Here is a 26,045-nt window from a genome sequence, read left to right on the forward strand (position 1 = left end):
TCAGGGCCTCGTCGTGGGGGAAGGCGAGGGGGCGGGCGCCGGCGGTGCGGCTGACGCTGCCGCGTCCGGCGGGGAGATCGTGGCCGGGTCAGGCTCGGGCGCGGGGCTGGCGGCGTCGGTCTGCGCCGCGCTTGGTTCGGGCGCGGGCTTGTTGTCCGCCGCCACTTCCTCGGCGGCCTGCGCCTCGTCGGGCGCCTTGGGGGCGCTCGCGCCGTATTGCGCGGCATAGGCGTTGTATTTCGTGGTCATGCGCTGGCGCACGTCGCCGCCCCACTGCTTCTCGAAGTCCTCCAGAACCTGCATCGCCTTGCCCGGATCGAACAGGAACGTCATCACGTCGCGCGCGATGGGATAGGCGGCGCCAGATCCCCCGCCATGCTCGACCACCACCGCGCAGGCATAGCGCGGCTTGTCGAACGGGGCGAAGCAGATGAAATGGCCGTGGTCGCGGTGCTTCCACAGTCCGCCCTTGCCGTTGCCGATGTTCAGGCCGACGACCTGCGCTGTGCCGGTCTTGCCCGCCATCTGCACGCCTTCCACCGGAATCCGCGCCTTGCCCGCGGTGCCGCGCCCGTTGACCACTTCGTTCATTGCGGCATGGATATAGTCGAGGTGCTCCTGCCTGAAGCCCATCGAACGCGGCTGCGGCGCGTGCCGGTCGAGCAGCAGGCGCGGACTGAGTTCAAGCCCGGAGGCGATGCGCGAGGCCATCACCGCCTGTTGCAGCGGGTTCACCAGCATGTAGCCCTGGCCGATGGTGGCGTTCACCGTGTCGTAGAGCGCCCAGTCCGACTTGTATTTGCGCTTCTTCCACGCAGGATCGGGCACCGTGCCATAGGACTGGCCGGGATAGGGCATCGCGAATTCCTGCCCCAGCCCCAGCCGGCGCGCCATCGTGGCGATGATGTCCATCCCGATCTGCTGCGCGAAGTGGTAGAAGTAGACGTCGCACGACTGGTAGATGCCCTTGGCCATGTCGGTCGTGCCGTGGCCGCGGTGGTTCCAGCAGTGGAACACGCGGTTGCCCACGCGCAGCCCGCCAGCGCAATTGACGCTGGCATTGGGGTCCAGCCCAGCTTCCAGGAACGAGAGCGCCACCATCGGCTTCACCGTCGATCCCGGCGGATACAGACCGCGCAGCACCTTGTTGCGCAAGGGCACGTGATCGTCTTCCGACAGCATCTTCCACTCGATGCGGCCGATGCCGTCGGAAAAGCTGTTGGGATCGAAGCTGGGCATCGACACCATCGCCAGCACGTCGCCGGTCTGGCAGTCCATCACCACCACCGAGCCGCTTTCCAGTCCGATGCGGCGCGCGGCATAGTCCTGAAGCGGGCCGTTGATCGTCAGCTGGATCGGCTTGCCCGGCACATCCTCGCGCGTGCCGAGGTCGCGCACCACGCGTCCGCTCGCGGTCGCTTCCACGCGCCGCGCGCCCGGCACGCCGCGCAGCCGCGTTTCGAAGTGCTTTTCCAGCCCGTCCTTGCCGATCTTGAAGCCCGGCGTGATCAGCAGCGGATTGCGCTCGCGTTCATAATCGTCGGCGGAGGCGGGGCCGACATAGCCGACAAGGTGGCCTACGGACGGCCCGGTGGGATAGAACCGCGAATAGCCGCGCTGCGGGATCACGCCCGGCAGTTCGGGCAGGCGCACGCTCACGGCGGCGAACTTTTCCCAGTCGAGGTTCGAGGCGACTTCCACCGGCTGGAAGCCCCGCGCCTTGTCCAGCTTGTCCTTGATGTCGCCGATCTTGTCGGCGGTCAGCCCCAGCAGCGGCGCCAGCGTGCCCAGGGTGGCATCGGCATCGACCACGCGGTCGGGGATCAGGTCCACGCGGAAGTCCGCCCGGTTGGAGGCCAGCGCCGCGCCGTTCCGATCGAGCACCCAGCCGCGCCGCGGCGGGATCAGCGTAAGGTTCACGCGGTTGCTTTCCGACGCCGCGCGATACTTCTCGTTTTCCGCCACCGACAGATAGCCGAGCCGCGCCGCCAGCATCACGCCCACCGTCGCCTGGCCCATGCCCAGCACGAAAGTGCGCCGCTCGAACTTGTTGGTGAGGATCGCCGATGTCATCGGCAGCATCTTCTTCACGCCTAGAGCCTCCGCAGCGGCAGCAGGCGCACCCGGTCGAGCAGCGCAACCACGCGCGTCACCGGCGGGAACACCACGACCGACAACAGCAGCTGCGGCCCGATCGACAGCGGCAGGGGATAGCCGGTGGCGAACGAGGCGAAAGTGGAGGACAGCAGCAGGTAGGCCGCGAGCAGAGCGGACCCGGCCAGCCAGTCCTGCACGAAGCCGCGCCAAAGGAAGCGCGCGTCGATCACTTCCATCGCCAGCATCGCGGCGGACCACAGCACGATCGCGCTGCCGAACGGCTGGCCGCTGAACAGGTCGTCCCACGCGCCCAGCGGCAGGCCGATCCACACCGGCAGCAGGCTTGGCCGCAGCATCCGCCACGCCAGCAGCACCATGAAGGCCAGCGGCGGCAGCACCGGCGCGGAGGCGATGATCGGAGAGAAGCTGACCATCGAGGCGAGCATGACCGAGGCCCACGGCAGCCCCACCGCCAGCAGCGGAGACGGGGCGCGGTTGATGCGATTGCGGACTAGGTCCTCGGGCCGGGCTGTGATGCGGGGCAGGATCATGGCTCCCCGTCGTCGCCCGGCGCGGGGCCGGCAGCCTTCTGGCTGGCCTCCAGCGCGGCGACGGCGGCGGGCTGGAACACCGGCAGCACGATCACGAAGTCCGCGTCGGACGGATCGCTGGCGAGGTGCCCCACCGCCCCGTCGCGGTGCGGCTCGGTGGCGACGGCCACCGGGATGCCCGGCGGATAGAGCCCGCCCGATCCGGAGGTGACGAACACGTCGCCCTTGTGCAGCGGATTGACGCCCATGTTGATCATGCGGATCTCGATGCGGCCGTTCGATCCGCCTTGCACGAAGGCGGGCAGCCCGTCGCTGGCGCGGCGCACCGGCACCACGTTGTCGGGGTCGGTCACCAGCAGAACGCGCGCGGTATTGGGGCCGACTTCGACAACGCGGCCGATCAGGCCGCTGCCGCTGCGCACTGGCTGGCCGGGGCGCAGGTTCTGGTTCGCGCCGACCGAAAGCACGGCGAAGCGCCGCGCGCTGGCCGATGTCGATCCGATCAGTCGGGCTGCCGCCACTGGACGGGCCTGCGGGTCGATGATGCCGAGCAGCGCTTTCAGCCGCCGGTTCTCACCCTCCATCGCGCGCATCGTCACCGCGTTGGCCCGTGCGGCGGCCACTTCGCGGGAGAGTTCGGCGTTCTGGCGACCGGCGTTGAAATAGGCGGCAATGCCCGCGAACAGCCCCTGGCTGGCGACGCGCGTTTCCGCGCCGGCCTGCCCCATCGGGCGCGCCACTTCGGCGGCGGCAGCGCGAGCAAACGAGAAGGCACCGGGATTGAACAGAGAGACGGCAAGCAGCACCACGCCCGCCACGACGCCGAGCACGGCGACCACGTAGCCGGTGAAGATCCCGTATTGCGCCCTGCGCGAAAAGCCCGGGCGCCGGTCCTGCGACCGCGCCATTCCTATCTTCCTCTACGAACCGCCTGCGCCGAGACGCTATTCTCGCTGAACCGGCGGTTTACGCCGTCATCAGCACGCCGCGGTAGATCGGATCCTCCATCGCGCGGCCGGTGCCGAGCGCCACGCACGAAAGCGGATCTTCCGCCACCGAGACGGGCAGGCCGGTTTCCTCGCGCAGGTGCTCGTCCAGCCCGCGAATCAGCGCGCCGCCGCCGGTCAGGACGATGCCCTGGTCGACGATGTCGGCGGCCAGTTCCGGCGCCGTGTTTTCCAGCGCGATGCGCACGCCTTCGACGATGGCGCCGATGGGTTCGGCCAGAGCCTCTGCCACGTTGGCCTGCGTGATCGTGATTTCCTTGGGCACGCCGTTCACAAGGTCGCGGCCCTTGATGTGGATCGTCTCGCCGATGCCGTCTGCGGGCACCGTGGCGATGCCGTAGTCCTTCTTGATCCGCTCGGCCGTGGCTTCACCGATCAGCAGGTTGTGGTGGCGGCGCACGTAGGAGACGATGGCCTCGTCCATCTTGTCGCCGCCGACGCGGACCGAGGTGGTATAGGCAAGACCGCGCAGCGACAGCACCGCGACTTCGGTGGTGCCGCCGCCGATGTCCACCACCATCGAGCCGACCGGCTCGGTGACGGGCATGTCGGCGCCGATCGCGGCGGCCATCGGTTCAAGGATCAGGTAGACCTGCGAGGCGCCCGCGTTGCTGGCCGCGTCACGGATCGCGCGGCGTTCCACGCTGGTCGAACCCGAAGGCACGCAGATCACGATTTCCGGATAGCGCAGCAGGCTCTTCTTGCCGTGCACCTTCTGGATGAAGTGCTTGATCATGGCCTCGGCCACTTCGATGTCGGCAATCACGCCGTCGCGCAGCGGGCGGATGGCCTCGATGCTGTCGGGGGTCTTGCCCATCATCATCTTGGCGTCGTCGCCCACGGCCTTGACGCGCTTCACGCCGTTGATCGTTTCGATGGCAACGACCGAGGGTTCGTTCAGGACAATGCCGCGATCCTGCACGTAAACCAGCGTATTGGCCGTGCCCAGGTCGATCGCAATGTTCTGGGAACCGAACTTGAAGAATCGGGAAAACATCGATGCCATCAGGAAATCCGTCGAGAATCCGTGGGTTAGCGCGAAAAGCGCGCGCCGTACCCTCCAGGAGTGTGCGTCCAGCGAAGGCGGCTCATTAGCGCATGGATCGGGCAAAACCCAATATTTTGTGCAGGTGCGCGCGGGATAACTCGCACCGCTTGTCTCGAAATCCGCCGCATCCGTCGCTAGGATGATCCGTCCCATGGAAACATCCACCCGCATCATACGCCGCCTGCCGGAAAACCTCGTCAATCGCATCGCCGCGGGCGAGGTGGTCGAGCGCCCGGCGAGCGCGCTCAAGGAACTGGTCGAGAACGCCATCGACGCCGGCGCGGGGGCGATCACCGTGCGCCTGTCCGAAGGCGGCCTGGCGCTGATCGAGGTCACCGACGACGGCTGCGGGATGCGCGCCGACGAGATCGCGCTGGCGCTGGAACGCCACGCCACCAGCAAGCTGCCCGACGAATCGATCGAACTTGTCGCCACGCTGGGCTTCCGGGGCGAGGCGCTGCCCTCGATCGCCTCGGTCGCGCGCGTCACCATCGAAAGCCGCAGCCGCGCCACGGGCGAAGCGTGGAAGCGCGTGGTCGATCACGGCGAACTGGCCAGCGAAGGCCCGGCCGCGCTGCCGCCCGGCACGCGCGTCCGCGTGGAGGACCTGTTCGGCAAAGTGCCCGCACGGCGCAAGTTCCTGCGCAGCCCGCGCGCCGAATGGGCCGCGAGCCTCGATGTCGTCCGCCGCCTAGCCATGGCGCGCCCGGACATCGGCTTCACGCTGGAACACGATGGCCGCCGCGCGCTGCACGTCCAGCCGGGTGACAGCCTCGAAGCCCGCGTCGCCCAGCTCGTCGCGCGCGAGCTGAAGGACAATGCGGTCGAGGTCGATCTCGCGCGCGGCGACTATCACCTCGTCGGCGTGGCCGGGCTGCCCACGTACAATCGTGGCGTGGCCGATCACCAATACCTGTTCGTCAATGGCCGCCCGGTGAAGGACAAGCTGCTCAACGGCGCGGTGCGCGGAGCCTATGCCGATATGCTGGCGCGCGATCGCCACGCCGTGCTCGCGCTGTTCCTCGATGTGCCGCCCGAAGAAGTCGATGTGAACGTCCATCCGGCCAAGACCGAAGTGCGCTTCCGCGATCCGGCACTGGTGCGCGGGATGATCGTCACCGGCCTGCGCCATGCGCTGTCGGCCGGGGATCGCCGCTCGGCGCAGGCGCCCGATGCCTCGGCGATGGCCGCGTGGCAGTCCGAACCACTTGGGGTGCCCGCGTTCCCGGCTGCGCCCGCACCCCTGTTCGCGCCGCAGCAGGGCAGCATCTTCGCCGCATCCCAGTCGCGCCTGTCCGAAGCCGGGCACGCCTGGCGCGGATATGAGGCCGGCGTGATGGCGCCGCCTGTCGCGCGTGCCGAAGCTGCCGAAGCGCCGCCGCCAGAGGCTGCCGACCACCCGCTCGGCGTGGCGCGCGGGCAGGTGGCCAACACCTATATCGTTGCCGAAGCGGCGGACGGCCTCGTCATCGTGGACCAGCACGCCGCGCACGAACGCCTCGTCCTTGAGCGCCTGCGCGCTGCCGGGGCCGGGGCGGGCGACGCCCCTTCGCAGGCCCTTCTGATCCCCGAAGTGGTCGAGCTGGAAGAAGTCGCCGCCGACCGGCTGGAAGACGCCGCGCCCAAGCTCGCGCGCTTCGGCCTCGTCCTCGAACGTTTCGGCCCCGTCGCCGTCCTCGTCCGCGCCGTTCCCGCCGCGCTCGCCAAGGGCGATCCCGCCGCGCTGGTGGGCGACGTGGCCGACGACCTTGCCCGCAACGGCGATGCGCTGCTGCTGGAAGAACGCCTCGACCTCGTGCTCGCCACCATGGCCTGCCACGGCTCGGTCCGCGCCGGCCGCGCGCTCACCGTCGCCGAAATGAACGCCCTCCTGCGCGAAATGGAAGTCACCCCGCGCTCCGGCCAATGCAACCACGGCCGCCCCACGTGGGTGAAGCTGGCGCACGGCGACATCGAGAAGCTGTTCGGGCGGAAGTAGGCGGGCCGCAACCAATCGCTAACCGTCCGCTGCGAAGACGGGCGGATGAGATTCTCCATTTCCCGTTCGAAGCTGCTTGCCTTGTTCGTGCCGGCATTCTGCACATTCGCCGCTGCCCCCGTGGCGGCGCAGGCCATTTCTGGTCCGGCGACCGTGGTGGACGGGGGTTCGCTTGAACTCACCGGCACGCACATCCGCCTGTTCGGCATCGACGCGCCGGAGACCGCGCAGGTGTGCGAGCGTGGCGGGCAGGCCTGGTCCTGCGGTGCCGATGCTGCGAAAATGCTCGGGCGGCTTGTGCAGGCCGGCCCGGTGGACTGCGTCGGCGTGGAGCAGCGCGCGGGCGGGCGGCTGGTGGCGCGGTGCCGCGTGGGCGGCGTCGATCTCGCGGCGGCCCTGGTCACGGCCGGGCTGGCGGTGGTGCTGCCGGCCGGACAGGCGGACTATGCCGATGCCGAGCAACGGTCCCGAAAATACGCCCAAGGGCTGTGGGGCGCGAAGTTCGATCTTCCGGCCGACTGGCGGGTAGCCCATCCGCGTGAAGTGCTTGCGCCAGAGGTTGTGGTCGCACCCGCGCCCCGCGCGGTAAAGCCCCGCGTTTTCCGCGATGCGCGGGGCTGCGCGATCAAGGGCAACCGCAGCTGGCGGGGCGAATGGATCTATCACCTGCCCGGCACGAAGTTCTACGAAGGTACCCGCGCCGAGGAGTTCTTCTGCACCGAGGCGCAGGCACAGGCGGCCGGCTACCGCGCCGCTGTCTATCGCGACAACTGAGGCAGGGGCGCCCCCGGCCTTACCGCACCCCCACCAGTTCCGCCTGACCCCATGGCGCGATGGGGCCGGCGTCACGGTCCTGGAACGCCTTGGGCAGTTCCTCCACCATGTCCCAGCTCGCGCCCAGCCGGCCGAAACCGACGCAGAGCGCGGCGAAGATGCCCAGTTCCACGATTTCCGCTTCGGTGAAGTGTTCCTTCAGCTTGGCGTGATAGGCATCGTCGAGCGAGAGGTGATTGGTCGCCAGCCGCTCGCCATAATCGATAGCCAGCTTTTCGCGCTCGGTCAGGTTTTCCGCCTCGGCCGGACGTTCGAGCGAGCAGACCAGCGCTTCGTCCACGCCATCCTCGGCCGCCGCGCTATAGCGCACCGCCATGCAGCTGCGGCACTGGTTGTGGAATGCGATGCGCAGCCGCATCAGCTCGGTCAGGCGCTCGGGCAGGGTGCGCTCGCCGCGCAGCGCGCCGAAGAAGCCGACGAAACCCAGCGCAGTCTCGGGCTTGTGCGCCATGATCCGCAGCGTGCCCCGCTCCAGCGGGGTCATGCTTTCGGGATGCGTGGCGGCGCGCAGTTCCTCGCTCCAGCCATCGTGCTCGATCATCGAAATCCGCGTCATTGCTGTCTCTCCGCCGGTTCTTGTTGGTGGACAGCACACACCGCCGCACGCCCTTGCCGCAACGCGCCTTTGCGCTAGGCTGGCGGGGTAACGACAACGGGGAAGGGGACAACGATGCGCTGCGTGCTACCGCTCGTGATATTCGCGCTGGCCGCCTGTTCGCAGCAGACGCCGGCGGAAAAGGCCGCGGCCGATGCGAGGGCCATCGCCGAAGTCAACGCCGCGCAGGATGTGAAGCCCCCGGCCAAGCCGATCGCGCCGCAAGCGATCGGCTTCTTCGACATCACGCAGAACAAGCTGTCGGCATCGGGCTGCAACTTCGTGGCCGACGGCGGGGGCATGGGCGCGGTGCTGCTGGCTCAAGCGGAGCGCGCGGTGATGAAGGTTGGGGACAAGCTCGTGATCCTCGCCGCAGACAAGGGCAGCGCTGCTCTGCCGCAGGGCGCATGGTCGCGCTATTCGGGGCGCGAGTATGCGCTGACGCTGACGCGGATCGAGGGGGGCAAGGCGAGCAAGGCCGGCGTGGTCGAGATGTTCGATGCCAAGGTCACGGTCACCGACCCGCACGACCAGGTGGTTTATGACGCGCGCGGCCAGGCGCAGTGCAAGCCGATGTAGCGCATGGCCGTGTGCGGTCAGGTGTCGTTCGGGTCAGTCTGCCCCGCCGGGCTGGCGGGTGCGGATGAAGCCCGTCGATTTCATCGTCATCACCACATCGCCGTGCTGGTTGGTCACGGTGACGACATTGCGGAAACTGCCCATTTCCGGCCGTGAGCCGCTGCGTCTCTTGTCCACCAGCAGGCGCTCGACCGACAGCGTGTCGCCCGGATAGACCGGCTTGACCCACCGCAGTTCGTCGACCCCGGGCGAACCCAGCCCGGCTTGCTCGTTCTTCTTCAGCTCCTCTACCAGCATCGCCATGGTCATCGCGCACGTGTGCCAGCCGCTCGCGGAAAGGCGGCCGAAGAACGTGTCCTTCGCCGCCTCGTCGTCCAGGTGGAAGGGCTGCGGATCGTACTTCGAGGCGAAGTCGATCACTTCCTCGCGCGTCACCGCGTAGGAGCCGAAACGGTCGGTGCTGCCGGGCACCAGGTCTTCGTAATACTGCATGGCGGCAAGGTTGCCCGCGCGCGGCGCGTTAGTCAATCGAGCGATTAAATTGCCCGGCGCAGCGCCTCCGTCTTGCGGCGGACCTTGCCCCGCGCGGCGTGGACCACGTCGATGGCGGGCACGATCCGGAACCGCGCGCAGATCACGCTGAACAGCCCGAACACCACAAGACCGCCCGCCACCGCGAGGTAGAGCGTTTCCTCGCCGCGCAATTGTGCCAGCACGCCGCCAAGATCACGCACCTGATCGTGCCTGACCATCCACGCCGAGCGCAGCAGCGACCAGCCCACCAGCGCGAATACCACGGTGCGCGCGGCGAAGCCGATCCGGCCCAGCATTTCGGTTGGCCGGGGGGCGTCCGCGGCGATGCGCTTCATGAACTTGCCGGTGGCCGCGTTGATCGCCTGGAACGCCGCCGCGCCGAGAAAGGCCGCGCCCACCAGCGCCAGCAGCACCCAGCCAAGCGGCAGCGACAGAACGCCGCTCGCCATCGCGGCGCTGCCATTGCCGCCTTCGCTGGCATAGTGGCGATAACCGAGCGCGAAGCTGCCGGCCGCCCAGGCCATCGAGAGGTAGGCCAGCGCGCCGGCGCCAAGGCCCGTGCGCACCGCTGCGCCCTTGGCGTCGTGGCCGTGATGTTCGATGTCGAGCAGCGCCGCCGCCAGCTTGTAGATGCCGTAGGCGAGCAGCCCGGCGACGATCAGCGCCAGCGCCGCGCCGCCCAGTGGCATGTCCTGCATCATGGCGAACACGGCGTTCGGGCCGTCCTTCGCCGCGCCGCGCGTGGCCAGCGCGACATAGCCGAGCAGCAGGTAGACCGCCGCCCGCGCCGCATATCCGGCCCGCGCCAGCACGTCGATCCGCGTCAATTTCGCCATGTCATCCCCTTTTCGATGAAAGGGGAACGGCGGGGCCGGGCAAAGGCTCCCGCCGGTCGATAGGGCAGGCGTCAGATGTCAGATGTCAGAAGTCAGACGTTGAACTTGAAGTGCAGCACGTCGCCGTCCTGAACCACGTATTCCTTGCCTTCCTGCCGCAGCTTGCCCGCATCCTTCGCCGCGGTTTCGCCGCCCAGCGACACGTAGTCGTCAAAAGCGATGGTTTCGGCGCGGATGAAGCCGCGCTGCATGTCGGAGTGGATCTCGCCCGCCGCGTCGGGCGCCTTGGCGCCCTTGTGCACGGTCCACGCGCGCGCTTCCTTCGGGCCGACGGTGAAGAAGGTGATGAGGTGCAGCAGCTCGTAGCCCGAGCGGATCACGCGGGCCAGGCCGGTTTCGTGCAGGCCCATTTCCTCAAGGAACACGGTGCGTTCGTCCGCATCCATGCCGACCAGCTCGGATTCGATCGCGGCCGAGACGATCACCGCGTTGGCGCCTTCGGCCTTGGCCTTTTCGAACACGCGCGCGGAGAAGGCATTGCCTTCGGCGGCGCTCTCTTCCTCGACATTGCAGACATAGAGCACGGGCTTGGCGGTGAGGAGCTGCGCCTGCGCGAACACGCGGGCCTCATCCTCGTCGCGCGGCTGGGTCAGCCGGGCGGGCTTGCCTTCGCGCAGCAGTTCCAGCGCCTGGCCGAGCACCGAGGCGATGACCTTTTGCTCCTTGTCGCCCTGCGCGGCCTTCTTCACGGCGGCAGGAACGCGCTTTTCCAGGCTTTCGAGGTCCGACAGCATCAGTTCGGTCTCGACCGTCTCGGCATCCGAGATGGGATCGACCTTGTTGTCGACGTGCTGGATGTCGTCGTTCTCGAAGCAGCGCAGCACGTGGACGATGGCGTCCACCTCGCGGATATTGCCCAGGAACTGGTTGCCGAGGCCTTCGCCCTTGCTCGCCCCGCGCACCAGGCCGGCGATATCGACGAAGCCGAGCTGCGTCGGAATGATCTTCTGGCTGCCCGCGATGGCGGCCAGCTTGTCAAGCCGCGGGTCGGGCACGCCGACGTTGCCGACGTTCGGCTCGATCGTGCAGAACGGATAGTTCGCCGCCTGCGCCGCCTGCGTCTCGGTCAGCGCATTGAACAAGGTCGACTTGCCAACATTGGGCAGACCGACGATCCCGCAACGAAAACCCATCGTAAAGTCACTCCTGTTCTCAGCCGCGCCCCTTAGCGGGGAAGGGGAGAATTGGAAACCTTCACGCGACGTTTATACCTACACGGCAGAGAGGTCCGGAATGGTGGAGATCGACCGGATGAAGACAGCAGGCGTTTTGGTGCCCCTGGCGTTCGCCGTGATGCTGGCGGGATGCGGGGAAGACCCGGCGAAGCGCTTTGCCCGCGCGCAGCAGGAATTCGCGGGGCATGAATACGTGGCGGCGCAGGCCGACCTTGCGGCGGTGCTGGCTGCCAAGCCCGATGACCCGGCGGTGCTGGAACTCCATGCGCGCAATGCGCTGGCGATGGGCGACGGCGTGGCCGCGGGCGCCAGCCTCGACAAGCTGCCGCAGCCGCGTCGTCCGCGCGACTATGCGCTGCTGACGGCGGAAGCTGCGCTGCTGCGCGGCAATGCCAAGCAGGCGCGCGCGCTGCTGGGCACCGACGCATCGCCGCAGGGACAGCGCCTGCGCGCGCTGGCGCTGGTGGGAACCGGCGACAAGGCGGGCGCGGGCCGCGCGTTCGACGCCGCGCTGGCGGCCCATCCGGCCGATGCCCGGCTGCTTGCCGCCGCCGCCCGGTTCCGGCTGGCCGAAGGCGATACCGCCGCCGCGCGCGCACTGGTCGATCGGGCGCTGAAGGCCGACGGCAGCCAGCTCGATGCGATGCTCGCGGACGCGAAAGTCTCCACTGCCGAAGGCGATCTGGCCCGCGCGCTGTCCTCCTATGACAAGGCGGCGAAGGCTTATCCGGGCAATCTTCCGGCGCTGGTGGGCAAGGCGGGCGTGCTGGGCGATCTGGGGCGCACCGATGGGCTGGAACAGGCGATCAAGGATCTGAAGGGCATCGGCAGCGATGCCGAGATCACCTACCTCAGCGCGCGGCTCGCCGCGACGAAGGGGCAGTGGCAGAAAGTGCGCGACCTGCTTCAGGCGGACGAGGCCAAGCTGGCCGACCGCGATGATGCGGGCGTGCTCTATGCGCAGGCGCTGACCGCACTGGGCCAGCCCGAACAGGCGCGCGCGCGGCTGGGGCCGCTGTTGCTGCGTCATCCGGAAAACCTGCTGGTGCGGCGCGAGTTGGCGAAGGCGCAACTGGCCGGGCACGATGCGGCCGGTGCAGTCGCCACGCTGCGCCCCTTCGCCACGAGCAAGACCGCGTCGGCCGAGGACCTGCGCCTGCTGGCGCGCGCGGCCAAGGAGGCGGGTGACGTCGACCTTGCGTCGTTCGACGCGCGCGCGCGCTATCCCAGCCCGCGCGCGATGGGCGCCCTGCTGGCGAATGCCGATCAGGCGATGCAGAAAGGCAACTGGGGCAACGCGGTGGCCGCCTATGATCAGATCATGGCGGTGACCGACGGGCGGAACCCGCTGGTGCTGAACAACCTCGCCTGGGCGCACAGCCAGCTTGGAAACAGCGACAAGGCGCTCGAGTATGCGCGGCGTGCATGGCGCGAGGCGCCGACCGATCCCTCGGTGATGGACACGCTCGGCTGGCTGCTGGTCAGCACGGGCAAGGACCGGGCGAAGGGCACGGCCCTGCTGCGCGATGCGGCAGCGAAAGCACCGCAGAACCCCACGATCCAGAAGCATCTGGCCGAAGCGAACAAGGGCTGAGGCCGATAATGAAAAAGGGAGCCGATCCTGCGACCGGCTCCCCAATTCGAGCGAAGCCTTGCGGCGATCAGGCGGCGCGCGCTTCCGAGCGGCGCAGCGTCTGGCGGCGGCGGGCCAGGGCGAGGCCGACAAGGCCCGCGCCGAACAGGCCGATCATGCCCGGTTCCGGAACCGAGGTGCCGCCAGTCGAGGTCGAGCTGGAGATCGTGCCCGCGCCGCTCGCCGACGAGATGCCCGGAACGCCGGTGATCGACTGGTACCGCACGAAGAAGTCGCTCAGCGTCACCGCGGAAACGGGCGAGGAGAAGCTCAGCGAGAAAGCGCCGGTGCCGGTCTGGCCGAGCGTGAGGCCGCCGCTGGCGCCGCCGGCGCACGATCCGGTCGTGGCGTCCTTGAAGCAGACGTCGACGGTGCCGATGCCGTTGGGATAGTTCGAGTTCAGCGTCGTCTGCGAGAACGCGCCGGTCGAGGTCGCGCTGGCGATCGTCGGATCGGTGTTGAACGCGAAGCTCGAGATGCGCGAACCGGTCACCGGCGCGCTGCTGGTGTTCGAAACCGAGTAGTCGAAGTTGTAGGTGTTGCCCGACACGCCGGTGAGCGTGAAAGTGGTCGAACCGGTCAGGCCGTTGATCGAAGCGCCGCCGCTGCCGCTGTAGCCGTTGTAGTTCAGCGTGACGGTCTTGCCGGTGTCGCCCGCTCCGAAAATCATCGAATCCGCAAAGGCGTTTCCAGCGATGGCGAAGGTCGCGATCGCTGCGAGGCTGGCAAGGGTCTTGGTGATCCGCATGACGTTCGCTCTCATTGGTTAATACGTGTTTGTCATTTCATACGCAATTCACGTGCCAATGGCTCATTTCTGCCAATTTCGGTGGTTAACGCATGGGCGGATGTAAACAGGGCCGACATTTTTGGCCCGTTTCGGACATGTGCCGTAGTCGGACAAATACGGCGCGCGACACGTAACGGGGTGGGGTTCATCGAAATTTCAGGGGTTGATGCCATCGCTAGGGCCATGCGTCCCAGGCTGTCTCTTTCGCTTGTCCTCGCGCCCGCCGCGCTGATCCTTGCGGCGTGCTCGCCGGATCCCTCGCAGCACGCCGCGAAGGCGCGCGCGGCCTTTGCCGCAGAGGATTTCGCCGCCGCGCGTATCGAGGCGCTGGCCGCACTCGACGGCGACGGGCGCAATGCGGATCTGCTGGTGCTGCTGGTGCAGAGCCAGTTGCGGCTGGGCGACGGCGACGGTGCGCAGGCGGCACTGGCGCGGTTGGTCGATGCCGGGCGCGCCGGGCCGGACATCACGCGCTACAAGGCCGAGGCCGCGCTGCTGCGCGGGCAGCCGCGTCAGGCGCTCGACTGGCTGGGGACCGACGACAGCCCTTCGGCATGGCGGGTGCGCGCCGCCGCGCATTATGCGCTGCACGATTACCCTGCGGCGATGGAAGCCTTTCACAAGGGCATGGCCGGCAAGCCCGACCTGCTGCTCGCGCGCGATTATGCCCGGATCCTGCTCGAAGCGCAGGACTATGCCGGCGCGGGCAAGGCGCTTGAGGTGATGCAGCGGCTCGCCCCCGATGCGCTCGATACGCTGCTGGTCGCCGGGGAACTGGCGCAGCGGCAGGGACGGCGGGACGAGGCAGCGGCGATCTATGCCCGCGCCGCCGAGCGTCACCCCCGCCGGATCGAACCGTTGCTGGCACAGGCGATGCTGGCGGACATGGCGGGCAAGGTCGATGCCGCGGCCGGTTTCGTCGATCGCGCGGCGGCGATTGCCGGAGGCGATTCGCGCGTCGTGGAAATGAAAGTGCAGATCGCGGCGGAAAAGGGCGATTGGGAGACGGTCCGCAACACGCTGGCGTCGTCCGAGGGAAGCCTCGATCCGCGGTCTCCCAACGGTCTCAAATATGCCGAGGCACAGCTCGCGCTGGGGCATCCGGAGCAGGCGCGCGCGATCTTCGCCAAGGCGCTGCTGCTTTCGCCGCAGAATCCCTACGTCCGGATCATGCTGGCCGAGGCGCAGCTCGCGACGGGAGAAGCCGCCAGCGCATTGCGCACGGTCATGCCGTTGTCCGATGCCGCACTGGCCGGCCCGCGTGAGCTTGATCTGGCGGTGCGCGCGGCGACGGCGGCGGGCGATCCGGCGGCCGGGGCGCTGAAGGCGCGGCTGCAATCGGCGGCGTTCCAGGCGTCGCAGCAGGCCGGCGCCCAGGGCAGGGCGGCAATGGCCCGGCAGGACTGGGCAGGCGCCATCGCGGCGCTACGCCAGGTGACCGGTTTTGATGGCGATGCCGAAGTGTTGAAGATGCTGGCCTTTGCCAGCAGCAATGCGGGTCAGCATGACGAGGCGATTGCCTATGCCGATCGCGCGCTGGCGCTGGCGCCGCGCAATCCCGACATGATCCACATCGCGGGGCTGGTGCGGCTCAATGCCGGGCGCAGCGACGATGCGACGATGCGCCTGCTGAAGGATGCGAGCGAGGCCGATCCGGCCAATCGCCTGTTCCGGGCCGATCTGGCCCGGGGCGGGGCGCTGCGCAGCGCCCCGACGGGCGCCACCGGCCAGCCCTAGGCCGCCGGTGGCGTAACCGGATCAGCGACGACGGCGGCGGGCAAGGCCCAGGCCGGCAAGACCCAGCGCCATCATGCCGAGCATGCCCGGCTCCGGAACCGCGGTGCCGCCCGAAGTCGTGGTGGTGCCGCCCGACGTGGTGGTCGTGCCGCCCGAGGTCGTGGTGCCACCCGAAGTGGTCGTGCCACCCGAAGTGGTGGTGGTGCCGCCGGTCGACGTGGTGGTCGTGCTCGAGCTGGTGCTCGAACCCGTGCACATCGACGAGCCGGTGGAATCGCCGCAGTTGCAGTAGTGCGTGTGGAACCACGTGGCATGGGCGGGCGCGGCTGCGGCGAACGAGCCGAGGAGGGCGGTGGCAATGACGATCGAACGCTTCACGGTTGGTCCCCTGTATTGAATTCAGTTAACACTTCTCAAAGCAAAACCGGTGCCAATTCCCGAAAAGCGCGGCTTTCGATGGTTAACGTGAAAAATAAGGATGCGAACTGTAAAACCTGCCGACCATCCGATCCGGACCTGATCGCTATCGTTACGTGGCGTTTTGACCGTCCGGTCAGCTGTTCTGGCGCAGCGCGATGTCGTTCATGAAACGGGCGGTGTCGCCCTTGGCCAGCCAGTCGGCCTCGCCGGCGACCGCGCCCAGCATCTCCACCAGATCGTCCTGTTCCGCCTTGGCGAAGTTGCCCAGCACGTATCCCGTCACCCGATCCTTGTGCCCGGGGTGGCCGATGCCCAGCCGCACGCGGCGGAACTCGGGGCCGAGGTGCTTGTCGATCGAGCGCAGCCCGTTGTGGCCGGCGGTGCCGCCGCCCTGCTTCACCTTGACCTTGAACGGCGCCAGGTCGAGCTCGTCGTGGAACACGGTCAGCGCCTCTACGCCAAGTTTGTAGAAGCGCAGCGCCTCGCCCACCGCGCGGCCGCTTTCGTTCATGAAGGTGGCGGGCTTGAGCAGCAGCACCTTGTCGCCGCCGATGCGGCCCTCCTGGACCCAGCCCTGAAACTTCTTCTGCACCGGGCCGAACCGATGGACTTCGGCGATGGTGTCGAGCGCCATGAAGCCGACGTTGTGCCGGTGGAGCGCATATTGCGGACCGGGATTGCCGAGGCCGACCCAGACTTGCATGGCGATGAGGCTCCTTCGCGTTGGTGTCGCCGCCTTGGCAGAATCGGGCGGGCAAAAAAAGAACCCCTCCCGCGTTGGCGGAAGGGGTTTCTTGTCCGCCCCCGTCATCCGGCATGGCGGACAACGGGAAGCGAAACCGGGCCGATCAGGCTTCGGTCTTGGCCGTGTCGCCTTCTTCGCTCTTCAGCGCCGAAGGGGCAACGATCGTCGCGATGGTGAAGTCGCGGTCGGTGATCGCGGAGCGCGCACCGGCCGGAAGCTTCACGTGGCTGATGTGGATCGAATCACCGATGTCGAGACCGGTCACGTCGATCGCGATGTCATCGGGGATGGTGTCGGAGCCGCACACCAGTTCCAGCTCGTGACGGACGATGTTCAGCACGCCGCCCTTCTTGAGGCCGGGCGAGGCGTCTTCGTTGGCGAAAAGCACCGGCACGTTCACGTGGACTTCGGCGTTCTTGGAAAGACGCAGGAAGTCGGCGTGGAGCGGGCGATCCGTCACGGGGTGGAAAGCGACGTCCTTGGGCAGGGTGCGGACGGTCTGGCCGTTCACAGTGAGCTCGACGATCGAGTTGAAGAAGTGGCCGGTGCCAAGCGCCTTGGCCAGGGCCTTCTCCTCGAGATGAACCGAAACCGGTTCTTCCTTGCCGCCGTAGATCACGGCGGGGGTGCGGCCTTCGCGGCGCAGTGCACGGGAGGCTCCCTTGCCTGCCCGATCGCGCGCCTCGGCCGACAGCGTAAGCGTCTCGCTCATTGTCTGTACCTTCCGAAAATGCTGGTTGAATCCATTCTTCTCCGTCACGCCTCCAGGGATGACCATGACGGGAAGCGGCGGCCCTTAGCCGATCCAGCGCAAAAAGCAACCGGGATGCGGCGCGGCGAGCCGCTCAGTCCACCCGGCGCACCTTCCATCCGCGCGCCATCAGCATCCGGGGCAGTCCGTCGCTGCCGGCCACGTGCGCCGCGCCCACTGCCACGAACGGGCGCGCGCCGGCCTTCAGCATCGCGTCGATCTTGTCGGCCCAGGCCTGGTTGCGCGCGGTGACGAGCGCGTTGTGCAATACGGGATCGGCGAGGAACCCGGTGCCGGCCTCGCGCGCGATGCCAAGCTCGTCGCCGCGCAGCCACAGCGTGACCATGTCGGCCTCGTCGTCCTTCTTGTCGGCCGCCTCGACCGCGACCTGTTCGAGAAGCACGCGCTGCGCACGGGGCGGCAGGCGGTCGAACACGCCGAACTGTCCATCGAGCGTTTCCAGCCCCTCGACCGGCCGCGCACCGTTCATGCGGCGCAGTTCGGGCTCGACGCCGCTGTCGGGCATCATGCCTTCCTTCTGCCCGCCGATCGCGGCGATCTGGAGCGCGACGGCCCAGTCCTCCTGATCCTTGAACTCGGCGTCCGACAGGCTGAGGTCCTTGTAGGTCGTGGCCAGCGCGGCGCGGTATTTCGGCCCGACGCGCGCCGAAGGCGGCGGCAGTCCCTCGGTGAACGCGAGCCGGCCCATCGCTTCGCCCGCGACCTTTGAATCAAGCGGCTGCCCGATCTCCAGCACCAGCCGGTCTGCGGCGGCCAGCGCATTGTCGACTCCGGGGCGCCGCCACTCGGTGCCGCGCGGCAGGGCGTGGACCGTCCCGAACAGCCACCCGTGAACGCCCGTTTCGCTGGAGACTTCCCACAGCGCGACCTTGGAGGGCTGGGCCGGCGCCTGCGCGCGGCACGCCGCCAGCAGCGCCAACGTGCCGACGAGCAGCGCACGGAGCAGGGGGCGCAGGTTCACTGCATCCTCGTGGTGGCGAGGCCGGACTTCGCCAGTTCGTCCTGCACGCAGCCGGCCCCCGCGAGATGTCCGGCGCCGACCGCGACGAAAACCGTCCCCGGCCGGTCCAGCCGCCGCGCGATCCATCCCGCCCATTCGCGGTTGCGCTTGTGAAGCAGCGCTTCCAGCAAGACGGGATCGTCGTCCGGCTCGGTTGCCAGCCTGGCGAGTTCCTCGGCATTGCCCTTGCCCCAGGCGTCGAACAGGGCGTCGGTTTCGGTATTGATGGTGTCGAAGTCCGCCACGATCTCGCCCAGCCAGCGCACCTGCACCGTGCGGGGCAGGGCGTCGAGAATGGCCAGCTGGCGATCGACGGTTTCCAGCCCGGTCTGCGTCTTGCCGGCGGCATGGGCGGCAATGGTCGCCTCCGCTCCGGCGGCGGGCGATATGCCGCGACGGGCCAGCGGCAGCGTGGAAAGCATCAGCGCGGCGTACCACGGCTTGTACGCATCGAGCGCATCGACCGGCAGTCCTTCGCGTCGAAGCAGCGTTTCAAACGCGCTCCGCTGCGCCGGTTTCATCAGCACGCGCAGGCGCTTGCCCTTGGGCAGCATCGCGCGGCTGATCGCGGCCTGCTGCGCGGCCAGCCCCGAGGGATCGAGCGCTTCGGTCACGACTTCGTCCGCGCCTTCCAGCGCGGCGGCGACCGGACCGCCATACCAGTCCAGCCCCGGCCTGAGCACGTGGACCGTGCCGAACAGCCAGATCGTGGTATCGGCGTCCGCCACTTTCCACAGCGCGGGGCGCAGGGTGGGGGCTTGCGCGGTGGCCGGCGCAGGCGGCTGCGGGGAAGGCTGGGCCTGGAGCGGAGCGGCGACGGTCAGCGCAAGGAGCGCGATGAGGCGGATCGTTCTCTTCATGCAGGTTGCGCGATGGACCAGCCGCTGCCGCCCGGCAAGGCCCGAACGTATGCCCGAACTTGCGTGCCTGCCCGCGCGCGAGGTTGATTTGCGGGCGTCCATCGGCCAAAGGCGCGGCCATGGCCGACACCGCGCAAAAACCGATGAGCCTTCAGGATATGATCCTGCGCCTCCATGCGTTCTGGAGCGCGGAGGGCTGCCTGATCCTCCAGCCTTACGATATGCGCATGGGCGCGGGTACGTTCCATCCCGCCACCACGCTGCGCGCGCTGGGACCGGAGCCGTGGAACGCGGCCTTCGTCCAGCCGTGCCGCCGTCCTACCGACGGCCGTTATGGCGAGAACCCGAACCGGTTGCAGCATTATTACCAGTATCAGGTGATCCTGAAGCCCAGCCCGGCAAACCTGCAGGAGCTTTACCTCAAGAGCCTGATGGCCATCGGCATCGACCCGCTGGTCCATGACCTGCGCTTTGTCGAGGACGACTGGGAATCGCCGACGCTGGGCGCGTGGGGGCTGGGCTGGGAAGTCTGGTGCGATGGCATGGAAGTCACCCAGTTCACCTATTTTCAGCAGATGGGCGGCTTCGATTGCAAGCCCGTCGCGGGCGAGCTGACCTATGGCCTTGAACGCCTCGCGATGTACATCCAGGGCGTCGACAACGTCTATGACCTCGCCTTCAACAACCACGGCGTGACCTACGGCGACGTGTTCCTTGAGAACGAGCGCCAGATGTCGAAGTGGAACTTCGAGGTGGCGGACACCGACAGCCTGTTCGAAGGCTTCCGCCGGGCCGAGGAGGAGTGCCGCCGCTCGCTCGACGCGGGCGTGCCCATCGCCGCCTATGAGCAGGCGATCGAGGCCAGCCACCTGTTCAACCTGCTCCAGGCGCGCGGCGTCATCTCGGTGCAGGAACGCGCCAGCTACATGGGCCGCGTGCGCGATCTCGCGCGTGGCTCGTGCGAGGCCTACATGGACAAGTTCAAGGACGACTGGGCGGCAAAGTACCCGGGGTGGAGCGCATGAGCCCGAACGTGACCAGCACCGCAGACTTCCTCCTCGAACTGCGCTGCGAGGAAATCCCCGCGCGGATGCAGGCCGGTGCGCGCGCCGATCTGGAAAAGCTGTTCCGCAAGGAACTGGACGCTGCCGGGTTGAAGCCGGGCGCGATCACCGTGTGGTCCACGCCGCGCCGGCTCGCGCTGATCGCGAAAGGGTTGCCGCTGGCGACCGAGGCCGTCCGCGAGGAAGCCAAGGGTCCGCGCACCAGCGCGCCCGAGCAGGCGCTCGAAGGCTTCCTGCGCAAGACCGGGCTGACCAAGGACCAACTGACCGAGCGCGATGGCGTGTGGTTCGCCGTGACGGAAAAGCCGGGCCGCGCCACCGCGGACGTGCTGGCCGAGGCGATTCCCGCCATCGTCCGCGCCTTTCCCTGGCCCAAGTCGCAGCGCTGGGGCGCAGCTTCGCTGGCCACGGATTCGCTGCGCTGGGTGCGCCCGCTCTCGGGCATCGTCGCCATCCTCGGCGAAGATCTGGTCGAGCTGGAGGTGGGCGGCATCCGCTCGGGCTACGCCACGCTGGGCCACCGCTTCCACCACGCCGGCGAAATCACCATCGGCAGCGCGCATGACTATGCCGAAAAGCTGCGCGCCTGCCATGTGATCGTCGATCATGTCGAGCGCGAGGGCATCGTGCGGACCAAGGCCAAGGCCGCCGCCGAAGCCGCCGGGCTGGTGCTGGTCGAGGACGAGGGGCTGGTGATCGAGAACGCCGGCCTCACCGAATGGCCGCAGCCGCTGCTGGGCCGCTTCGACGAGGCGTTCCTCGCCGTGCCCCCCGAAGTGATCCAGCTGACGGCGCGCATCAACCAGAAGTATTTCATCTGCCGCGATGGCGCGGGCAACCTCGCCAACGCTTTCGTCTGCACCGCCAATATCGAGGCGAAGGACCACGGCGTCGCCATCGTCGACGGCAACCGCAAGGTGCTCGCCGCCCGCCTGTCCGACGCGCGCTTCTTCTGGGAACAGGACAAGAAGAAGCCGCTGGCGCTTCAGGCCGAAAAGCTGGCGCGGATCACTTTCCACGAAAAGCTGGGCACGGTGGGGCAGCGACAGGATCGCTTCATCGGCCTTGCCGATGCGTTCCAGGGCCAGTTGGCCGACAGCGTTCCGGCCGCCAAGCAGGCCGCCGCGATCCTCAAGGCAGACCTCGTCACCGAGATGGTCGGCGAGTTCCCCGAACTGCAGGGCCTCATGGGCGGCTATTACGCGGCCGCCGAGGGGCTGCCGGGCGCCGTCGCCGCTGCGGTGCGCGACCACTACAAGCCCGCCGGCCAGTCCGATGCTCTGCCGACCGAGGGCGCGGCCATCCTCACCGCGCTGATTGACAAGATCGACGCGCTGGTCGGGTTCTTCGGCGCGGATCTCAAGCCCACCGGATCGAAGGATCCCTTCGCGCTGCGCCGCGCCGCGCTCGGTGTGATCCGTCTGGTGACCGAGAACGAACTGCGCCTTTCGCTGGGGCAGTTGTTCGATGCCGCCGCGCAGCTGTATCGCGCGCAGGGCATCGCAGTCGAAAACGCCTCGGCCGAACTGCTCGCCTTCTTCGCCGACCGACTCAAGGTGCAGCAGCGCGAAGCCGGCGTCCGGCACGACCTGATCGACGCGGTGTTCGCGGTGAAGGATGCAAAGGGGGGCGGGGAGGACGATCTCGTCCGCCTGCTCGCGCGCGTCCATGCGCTCCAGGCCTTCGTCACCACCGAGGACGGCACCAACCTGCTCGCGGGCTACAAGCGTGCGGCCAACATCCTCAAGAAGGAAGGCGCGCACGACCAGACCGCGGGCGCACACGGCGAAGGCACCGTGCCGCCCACCGGCGAGGAAGATCCGCTGGTGCTGGTCGACGATCCGGCGCTGAAGGGCGTGGCCGCGCAGTTCAGCCACCCGGAACGCACGCTGTCCTACCAGCCGGAACCGGCCGAGCAGGCGCTGATCGACGCGCTCGATACCGCCGAGCCGCGCGCCGAAGCCGCCATTGCCGTCGAGGACTTCACCGCCGCGATGGCCGCGCTCGCCAGCTTGCGCGCGCCCATCGACTCGTTCTTCGATCAGGTGACGGTGAACGATGCAGATGCGAACAAGCGCGCCTCGCGCTTGGGAATGCTTGGTCGCTTTCGTGCTGCGGTGCACAAAGTGGCAGACTTTTCGAGGATCGAAGGCTAAGACCTGCGAAGGGCCGGGCGGTCAAACGCCCGGCCGCGCATCAATCTGGGAGCGTCGCCGGACTCATGAGTGCATACGTATTCCATTTCGGCGGCGATGCCCGCAGCGACACCGCTCGCGCCAAGGACAAGACCATCGTGGGCGGCAAGGGCGCGAACCTTGCCGAAATGGCGGGCATCGGCCTGCCGGTTCCCCCTGGCTTCACCATCAGCACCGAAGTCTGCACGAGCTACAACGAAACCGGCAAGACCTTCGACGATGACCTGCGCACCGCCGTGGCGGCGGGCGTGGCGCATATCGAGGCGACGACCGGCCGCAGCTTTGGCGATCCCGCCAACCCGCTGCTCGTCTCGGTCCGCTCGGGCGCGCGCGTGTCGATGCCGGGCATGATGGACACCGTGCTCAACCTCGGCCTCAACGACGCGACCGTCGAGGGGCTGGCAACGGGTTCGGGCGACGCGCGCTTCGCGTGGGACAGCTATCGCCGCTTCATCCAGATGTATTCGGACGTGGTGCTCGGTCTCGACCATCACCGGTTCGAGGATGCGCTGGAAATCGCCAAGGAAGACAATGGCTTCTTCAACGATGTTGAGATGGGTGCGGAGCACTGGCAGGCGCTGGTGGCCGAGTACAAGACCATCGTGGCCGAAGAGCTGGGCCGCCCGTTCCCCCAGGATGTGAACGAGCAGCTGTGGGGCGCGATCGCCGCGGTGTTCGATTCGTGGGAAAGCGACCGCGCCAAGGTCTATCGCCGCCTGAACGACATTCCGCAGTCGTGGGGCACCGCCGTCAACGTGCAGGCGATGGTGTTCGGCAACATGGGCGATACCTCTGCCACGGGCGTCGCCTTCACCCGCGATCCGGCGACCGGCGAGAAGGCCTATTACGGCGAATGGCTGGTCAACGCGCAGGGTGAGGACGTCGTCGCCGGCATCCGCACGCCCCAGTATCTGACCCAGCGCGCTCGCGAGGCTGCCGGCGCAAAGCCGCTGTCGATGGAAGAGGCGATGCCCGCCGCCTACGGCGAACTCGCCGCGGTCTTTGAACTGCTGGAAAAGCATTACAAGGACATGCAGGACATCGAGTTCACCGTGGAGCAGGGCAAGCTGTTCATGCTCCAGACCCGCGCCGGCAAGCGCACGGCCAAGGCCGCGCTCAAGATGGCGGTGGACATGGTGGGCGAGGGCCTGATCGACGAGGCCACCGCGATCCGCCGGATCGATCCGATGGCGCTCGACCAGCTGCTGCACCCCACGCTCGATCCCAAGGCCGTGCGCGACGTGATGACGCGCGGGCTGCCCGCCTCGCCGGGCGCGGCCAGCGGCATCGTGGTGTTCGACGCCGATACCGCCGAGCGCCGGGCCGAGCGCGGCGAGGCCGTGATCCTCGTCCGCGTTGAAACCAGCCCCGAGGACATCCACGGGATGCACGCGGCCAAGGGCATCCTCACCGCGCGCGGCGGCATGACCAGCCACGCCGCCGTGGTGGCGCGCGGCATGGGCCGCCCCTGCGTTTCGGGTGCCTCCGCACTGTCGATCGACATGAAGACGCGCACCGCCAGGATCGGTGGCCGCGACCTTGCCGAAGGCGACGTGATCACGCTCGATGGCTCGAACGGCGACGTGATGGCGGGGCAGGTGCCCACGGTCGAACCCGAACTGGTCGGCGATTTCGGCACGCTGATGGCGTGGGCCGACAAGCACCGCCGGATGAAGGTGCGCACGAATGCGGAAACCCCGCTCGATTGCCAGGTCGCGCGCCAGTTCGGCGCCGAAGGCATCGGCCTGTGCCGCACCGAGCACATGTTCTTCGACGCGAACCGCATCTCGGCCGTGCGCCAGATGATCCTCGCCGAGGACGAGGCCGGCCGCCGCGCCGCGCTCGCCAAGCTGCTGCCCGAGCAGCGCAGCGACTTCCAGTCGATCTTCGAGGTCATGGCCGGCTTGCCCGTCACGATCCGCCTGCTCGACCCGCCGCTGCACGAGTTCCTGCCGCACGCCGATGCCGAGTTCGAGGAACTGGCCGAGGCGACCGGGCTGGGTGTCGATCACCTGAAGCGCCGCGCGGGCGAGCTGCACGAATTCAACCCGATGCTGGGCCATCGCGGGTGCCGTCTGGGCATCACTTTCCCGGAAATCTACGAGATGCAGGCACGCGCCATCTTCGAGGCCGCCTGCGACGTCGCTGCGGCAAGCGGCGAAGCGGTCGTGCCCGAAGTGATGATCCCGCTCGTGGCGACCAAGCGCGAACTGGAGATCCTGAAGAGCCTGATCGACCGCGTGGCGACCGAGGTCTTTGCCGAGAAGGGCCGGACGCTCGACTATCTCGTGGGCACGATGATCGAACTGCCGCGCGCCGCGCTGATGGCAGGCGAGATCGCCGAGGAGGCCAAGTTCTTCTCGTTCGGCACCAACGACCTGACCCAGACCACGCTCGGCGTCAGCCGCGACGATGCCGCGCGCTTCCTCAACCCCTATGTGGAACAGGGCATCTACCCGCGCGATCCCTTCGTCAGCCTCGATATCGAAGGCGTGGGGCAGCTTGTGGAACTGGCCGCCGAGCGCGGCCGCAAGACCCGTCCCGATATCAAGCTGGGCATCTGCGGCGAGCACGGCGGCGATCCGGCCAGCATCGCGTTCTGCGAAAAGACCGGACTCGATTACGTCTCCGCCAGTCCCTACCGCGTGCCGATTGCTCGGCTCGCGGCGGCGCAGGCCGCGCTGGGCTAAGCTTACAGATCGAAGCGGCTGGGCCGGGGCGCCCGTGCCCAGCCGCTCAAGGTCAGGATCTCGAACAGTTCGGTAACGCGGCCGTCCGCATCCGCGCGGGCTGCAAAGGCGGCTTCGGCGCGCGCGAGTGCGGTCCTGCCCAACGGCGGCGCAGCGCGCTGCAGCGCCGATCCCAGTCCCTGCGCACGCACATCGTCCACCAGACCGCGCAGCGTGCCGTAGCGCACCTTGAGCGCGCGGCTATCCACCACCGGATCGCCAAAGCCGCAGCGCTGGAGCAACTGTCCGCCCGCGCGCACATCCACTTGCGGATGGATCCGCGCCGCCGGCCGTTCGCCATCGGCTTCCAGCATGATCGCGCGCAGCGTGGCGAGGCTGCCCGCACCCGGAAAGCTGATAATCGCCAGCCCGTCGGGTCGCAGTGCGCGCCGCAGGTGGACCATCGCGCCGGGCAGGTCGTTCACCGTGTCGAGCGTGCCGAGGCTGGCGATGAAATCGAATCCTTCCGCGAAGGGCAGGGGCTGTTCCTCGTCGACCCGTATTTCGCCCGGCATCGGCAGCGGATCGGCGCGGACAACTTCGGCGCCCTGCGCGGCAAGGCCGGCCGCGACAGTTCCGGTCAGGTCGCCGATCACCAGCGCGCGGCGCGGCTCGTGGCGCAGGAAGGAAAGGCGGTCGAGCACGTCCTCGGCCATGTCCTCGGCCAGGAAGCGCGCGGCGCCGGGCCGCGTCTGGAGCACGTGCATCCGGCGGCGGAGTGCAAGGCGGCGGGCGGGCGAGAAGATCGTGGGGGGAGCGGATGCCATCGCCGCTGCCTGCCCGCCCGCGGCGCACTTGCCAAGAGG

Annotated in this window: 23 protein-coding genes; 8 read left to right on the forward strand and 15 right to left on the reverse strand. The window is 68.2% G+C overall.

The features are described 5' to 3' along the window. The 4 genes from mrdA to OLX02_RS03205 are packed head-to-tail and all read right to left on the reverse strand — an operon-like array spanning position 1 to position 4,661. On the reverse strand, positions 1-2,082 hold the full coding sequence (mrdA, locus tag OLX02_RS03190) for a penicillin-binding protein 2 (protein ID WP_264420326.1): 2,082 nt from the start codon (positions 2,080-2,082) through the stop codon (positions 1-3). Between the two features lie 11 nt (positions 2,083-2,093). Then, entirely contained in the window at positions 2,094-2,648 is a 555-nt protein-coding gene (locus tag OLX02_RS03195; protein WP_264420149.1) for a rod shape-determining protein MreD, read from the reverse strand. Continuing rightward, entirely contained in the window at positions 2,645-3,556 is a 912-nt protein-coding gene (mreC, locus tag OLX02_RS03200) for a rod shape-determining protein MreC (RefSeq protein WP_264420150.1), read from the reverse strand. Before mreC ends, OLX02_RS03195 begins: the two co-directional genes overlap by 4 nt. Before the next feature lie 58 nt (positions 3,557-3,614). After that, positions 3,615-4,661, reverse strand: coding sequence for a rod shape-determining protein (locus OLX02_RS03205; RefSeq protein WP_318248277.1), 1,047 nt, complete (start codon positions 4,659-4,661; stop codon positions 3,615-3,617). Between the two features lie 193 nt (positions 4,662-4,854). Between OLX02_RS03205 and mutL the strand changes: the two genes are divergently transcribed. Beyond that, positions 4,855-6,681, forward strand: coding sequence for a DNA mismatch repair endonuclease MutL (gene mutL / locus OLX02_RS03210; RefSeq protein WP_264420152.1), 1,827 nt, complete (start codon positions 4,855-4,857; stop codon positions 6,679-6,681). Between the two features lie 45 nt (positions 6,682-6,726). Further along, positions 6,727-7,455 carry a thermonuclease family protein gene (locus tag OLX02_RS03215; protein WP_264420154.1) on the forward strand — a complete coding sequence of 243 codons (729 nt, stop codon included), beginning with the start codon at positions 6,727-6,729 and terminating at the stop codon, positions 7,453-7,455. 19 nt (positions 7,456-7,474) lie between these two features. On the opposite strand, the gene OLX02_RS03220 is transcribed toward OLX02_RS03215, so the two are convergent. Beyond that, positions 7,475-8,071 carry a carboxymuconolactone decarboxylase family protein gene (locus tag OLX02_RS03220; RefSeq protein WP_264420156.1) on the reverse strand — a complete coding sequence of 199 codons (597 nt, stop codon included), beginning with the start codon at positions 8,069-8,071 and terminating at the stop codon, positions 7,475-7,477. A gap of 114 nt (positions 8,072-8,185) precedes the next feature. Here OLX02_RS03220 and OLX02_RS03225 point away from each other — a divergent pair, with 114 nt between their 5' ends. After that, positions 8,186-8,689, forward strand: a complete 504-nt coding sequence (locus OLX02_RS03225) for a hypothetical protein (protein WP_264420157.1) — start codon at positions 8,186-8,188, stop codon at positions 8,687-8,689. A gap of 33 nt (positions 8,690-8,722) precedes the next feature. Here the strand turns inward: OLX02_RS03225 and OLX02_RS03230 are convergent, their stop codons facing one another. From OLX02_RS03230 to ychF, 3 genes are all read right to left on the reverse strand, one after another. Next, complete coding sequence (locus OLX02_RS03230) at positions 8,723-9,181, reverse strand: MaoC family dehydratase (protein WP_264420328.1); 459 nt, start codon at positions 9,179-9,181, stop codon at positions 8,723-8,725. 44 nt (positions 9,182-9,225) lie between these two features. Further along, positions 9,226-10,059 (reverse strand): DUF1206 domain-containing protein, encoded by an 834-nt coding sequence (locus OLX02_RS03235; protein ID WP_264420158.1) that lies wholly within the window; start codon positions 10,057-10,059, stop codon positions 9,226-9,228. 92 nt (positions 10,060-10,151) lie between these two features. Further along, the gene (ychF, locus tag OLX02_RS03240) at positions 10,152-11,252 is read right to left on the reverse strand and encodes a redox-regulated ATPase YchF (RefSeq protein WP_264420159.1); all 1,101 of its coding nucleotides are present in this window, start codon (positions 11,250-11,252) and stop codon (positions 10,152-10,154) included. Between the two features lie 118 nt (positions 11,253-11,370). Here ychF and OLX02_RS03245 point away from each other — a divergent pair, with 118 nt between their 5' ends. After that, a complete protein-coding gene (locus OLX02_RS03245) occupies positions 11,371-12,888 on the forward strand; it encodes a tetratricopeptide repeat protein (RefSeq protein WP_264420161.1) in 1,518 nt (505 codons plus the stop codon). Between the two features lie 67 nt (positions 12,889-12,955). On the opposite strand, the gene OLX02_RS03250 is transcribed toward OLX02_RS03245, so the two are convergent. Continuing rightward, positions 12,956-13,675 (reverse strand): cistern family PEP-CTERM protein, encoded by a 720-nt coding sequence (locus tag OLX02_RS03250; protein ID WP_264420162.1) that lies wholly within the window; start codon positions 13,673-13,675, stop codon positions 12,956-12,958. A 225-nt stretch (positions 13,676-13,900) separates the two neighbouring features. Here OLX02_RS03250 and OLX02_RS03255 point away from each other — a divergent pair, with 225 nt between their 5' ends. Then, positions 13,901-15,454 (forward strand): tetratricopeptide repeat protein, encoded by a 1,554-nt coding sequence (locus tag OLX02_RS03255; RefSeq protein ID WP_264420164.1) that lies wholly within the window; start codon positions 13,901-13,903, stop codon positions 15,452-15,454. 21 nt (positions 15,455-15,475) lie between these two features. On the opposite strand, the gene OLX02_RS03260 is transcribed toward OLX02_RS03255, so the two are convergent. The 5 genes from OLX02_RS03260 to OLX02_RS03280 all read right to left on the reverse strand — a co-directional run bounded on the left by OLX02_RS03260 (position 15,476) and on the right by OLX02_RS03280 (position 19,251). Further along, a complete protein-coding gene (locus tag OLX02_RS03260; protein ID WP_264420166.1) occupies positions 15,476-15,832 on the reverse strand; it encodes a PEP-CTERM sorting domain-containing protein in 357 nt (118 codons plus the stop codon). Positions 15,833-16,007: 175 nt separating this feature from the next. Then, a complete protein-coding gene (gene pth, locus OLX02_RS03265) occupies positions 16,008-16,577 on the reverse strand; it encodes an aminoacyl-tRNA hydrolase (protein ID WP_264420168.1) in 570 nt (189 codons plus the stop codon). A gap of 145 nt (positions 16,578-16,722) precedes the next feature. Continuing rightward, positions 16,723-17,331, reverse strand: a complete 609-nt coding sequence (locus OLX02_RS03270; protein WP_264420169.1) for a 50S ribosomal protein L25/general stress protein Ctc — start codon at positions 17,329-17,331, stop codon at positions 16,723-16,725. Positions 17,332-17,464: 133 nt separating this feature from the next. After that, positions 17,465-18,352 carry a TraB/GumN family protein gene (locus OLX02_RS03275; protein ID WP_264420170.1) on the reverse strand — a complete coding sequence of 296 codons (888 nt, stop codon included), beginning with the start codon at positions 18,350-18,352 and terminating at the stop codon, positions 17,465-17,467. Beyond that, positions 18,349-19,251, reverse strand: a complete 903-nt coding sequence (locus OLX02_RS03280; protein ID WP_264420172.1) for a TraB/GumN family protein — start codon at positions 19,249-19,251, stop codon at positions 18,349-18,351. The genes OLX02_RS03275 and OLX02_RS03280 overlap by 4 nt, the downstream gene beginning before the upstream one ends. Before the next feature lie 119 nt (positions 19,252-19,370). Between OLX02_RS03280 and OLX02_RS03285 the strand changes: the two genes are divergently transcribed. From OLX02_RS03285 to ppdK, 3 genes are all read left to right on the forward strand, one after another. After that, positions 19,371-20,276: a glycine--tRNA ligase subunit alpha gene (locus OLX02_RS03285; RefSeq protein WP_264420174.1), complete on the forward strand. Its 906-nt coding sequence runs from the start codon at positions 19,371-19,373 to the stop codon at positions 20,274-20,276. Then, entirely contained in the window at positions 20,273-22,471 is a 2,199-nt protein-coding gene (gene glyS, locus OLX02_RS03290) for a glycine--tRNA ligase subunit beta (RefSeq protein WP_264420176.1), read from the forward strand. The genes OLX02_RS03285 and glyS overlap by 4 nt, the downstream gene beginning before the upstream one ends. A 65-nt stretch (positions 22,472-22,536) precedes the next feature. Further along, positions 22,537-25,200, forward strand: a complete 2,664-nt coding sequence (ppdK, locus tag OLX02_RS03295; protein WP_264420178.1) for a pyruvate, phosphate dikinase — start codon at positions 22,537-22,539, stop codon at positions 25,198-25,200. A 2-nt stretch (positions 25,201-25,202) separates the two neighbouring features. Here ppdK and OLX02_RS03300 read toward each other — a convergent pair whose 3' ends face one another. Beyond that, positions 25,203-26,006 carry a class I SAM-dependent methyltransferase gene (locus OLX02_RS03300; protein WP_264420180.1) on the reverse strand — a complete coding sequence of 268 codons (804 nt, stop codon included), beginning with the start codon at positions 26,004-26,006 and terminating at the stop codon, positions 25,203-25,205. Positions 26,007-26,045: the final 39 nt, after the last annotated feature.

The organism is Novosphingobium sp. KCTC 2891 (genome assembly GCF_025938155.1).
Lineage (GTDB): Bacteria > Pseudomonadota > Alphaproteobacteria > Sphingomonadales > Sphingomonadaceae > Novosphingobium.

Bases quoted from the DNA above. Each gene is read 5' to 3' on its own strand.
- mrdA (WP_264420326.1), bottom strand. From the start codon at position 2,082: ATGCTGCCGATGACATCGGCGATCCTCACCAACAAGTTCGAGCGGCGC.
- OLX02_RS03195 (WP_264420149.1), bottom strand. From the start codon at position 2,648: ATGATCCTGCCCCGCATCACAGCCCGGCCCGAGGACCTAGTCCGCAAT.
- mreC (WP_264420150.1), bottom strand. From the start codon at position 3,556: ATGGCGCGGTCGCAGGACCGGCGCCCGGGCTTTTCGCGCAGGGCGCAA.
- OLX02_RS03205 (WP_318248277.1), bottom strand. From the start codon at position 4,661: ATGGCATCGATGTTTTCCCGATTCTTCAAGTTCGGTTCCCAGAACATT.
- mutL (WP_264420152.1), top strand. From the start codon at position 4,855: ATGGAAACATCCACCCGCATCATACGCCGCCTGCCGGAAAACCTCGTC.
- OLX02_RS03215 (WP_264420154.1), top strand. From the start codon at position 6,727: ATGAGATTCTCCATTTCCCGTTCGAAGCTGCTTGCCTTGTTCGTGCCG.
- OLX02_RS03220 (WP_264420156.1), bottom strand. From the start codon at position 8,071: ATGACGCGGATTTCGATGATCGAGCACGATGGCTGGAGCGAGGAACTG.
- OLX02_RS03225 (WP_264420157.1), top strand. From the start codon at position 8,186: ATGCGCTGCGTGCTACCGCTCGTGATATTCGCGCTGGCCGCCTGTTCG.
- OLX02_RS03230 (WP_264420328.1), bottom strand. From the start codon at position 9,181: ATGCAGTATTACGAAGACCTGGTGCCCGGCAGCACCGACCGTTTCGGC.
- OLX02_RS03235 (WP_264420158.1), bottom strand. From the start codon at position 10,059: ATGGCGAAATTGACGCGGATCGACGTGCTGGCGCGGGCCGGATATGCG.
- ychF (WP_264420159.1), bottom strand. From the start codon at position 11,252: ATGGGTTTTCGTTGCGGGATCGTCGGTCTGCCCAATGTTGGCAAGTCG.
- OLX02_RS03245 (WP_264420161.1), top strand. From the start codon at position 11,371: ATGAAGACAGCAGGCGTTTTGGTGCCCCTGGCGTTCGCCGTGATGCTG.
- OLX02_RS03250 (WP_264420162.1), bottom strand. From the start codon at position 13,675: ATGCGGATCACCAAGACCCTTGCCAGCCTCGCAGCGATCGCGACCTTC.
- OLX02_RS03255 (WP_264420164.1), top strand. From the start codon at position 13,901: ATGCGTCCCAGGCTGTCTCTTTCGCTTGTCCTCGCGCCCGCCGCGCTG.
- pth (WP_264420168.1), bottom strand. From the start codon at position 16,577: ATGCAAGTCTGGGTCGGCCTCGGCAATCCCGGTCCGCAATATGCGCTC.
- OLX02_RS03270 (WP_264420169.1), bottom strand. From the start codon at position 17,331: ATGAGCGAGACGCTTACGCTGTCGGCCGAGGCGCGCGATCGGGCAGGC.
- OLX02_RS03280 (WP_264420172.1), bottom strand. From the start codon at position 19,251: ATGAAGAGAACGATCCGCCTCATCGCGCTCCTTGCGCTGACCGTCGCC.
- OLX02_RS03285 (WP_264420174.1), top strand. From the start codon at position 19,371: ATGGCCGACACCGCGCAAAAACCGATGAGCCTTCAGGATATGATCCTG.
- glyS (WP_264420176.1), top strand. From the start codon at position 20,273: ATGAGCCCGAACGTGACCAGCACCGCAGACTTCCTCCTCGAACTGCGC.
- ppdK (WP_264420178.1), top strand. From the start codon at position 22,537: ATGAGTGCATACGTATTCCATTTCGGCGGCGATGCCCGCAGCGACACC.
- OLX02_RS03300 (WP_264420180.1), bottom strand. From the start codon at position 26,006: ATGGCATCCGCTCCCCCCACGATCTTCTCGCCCGCCCGCCGCCTTGCA.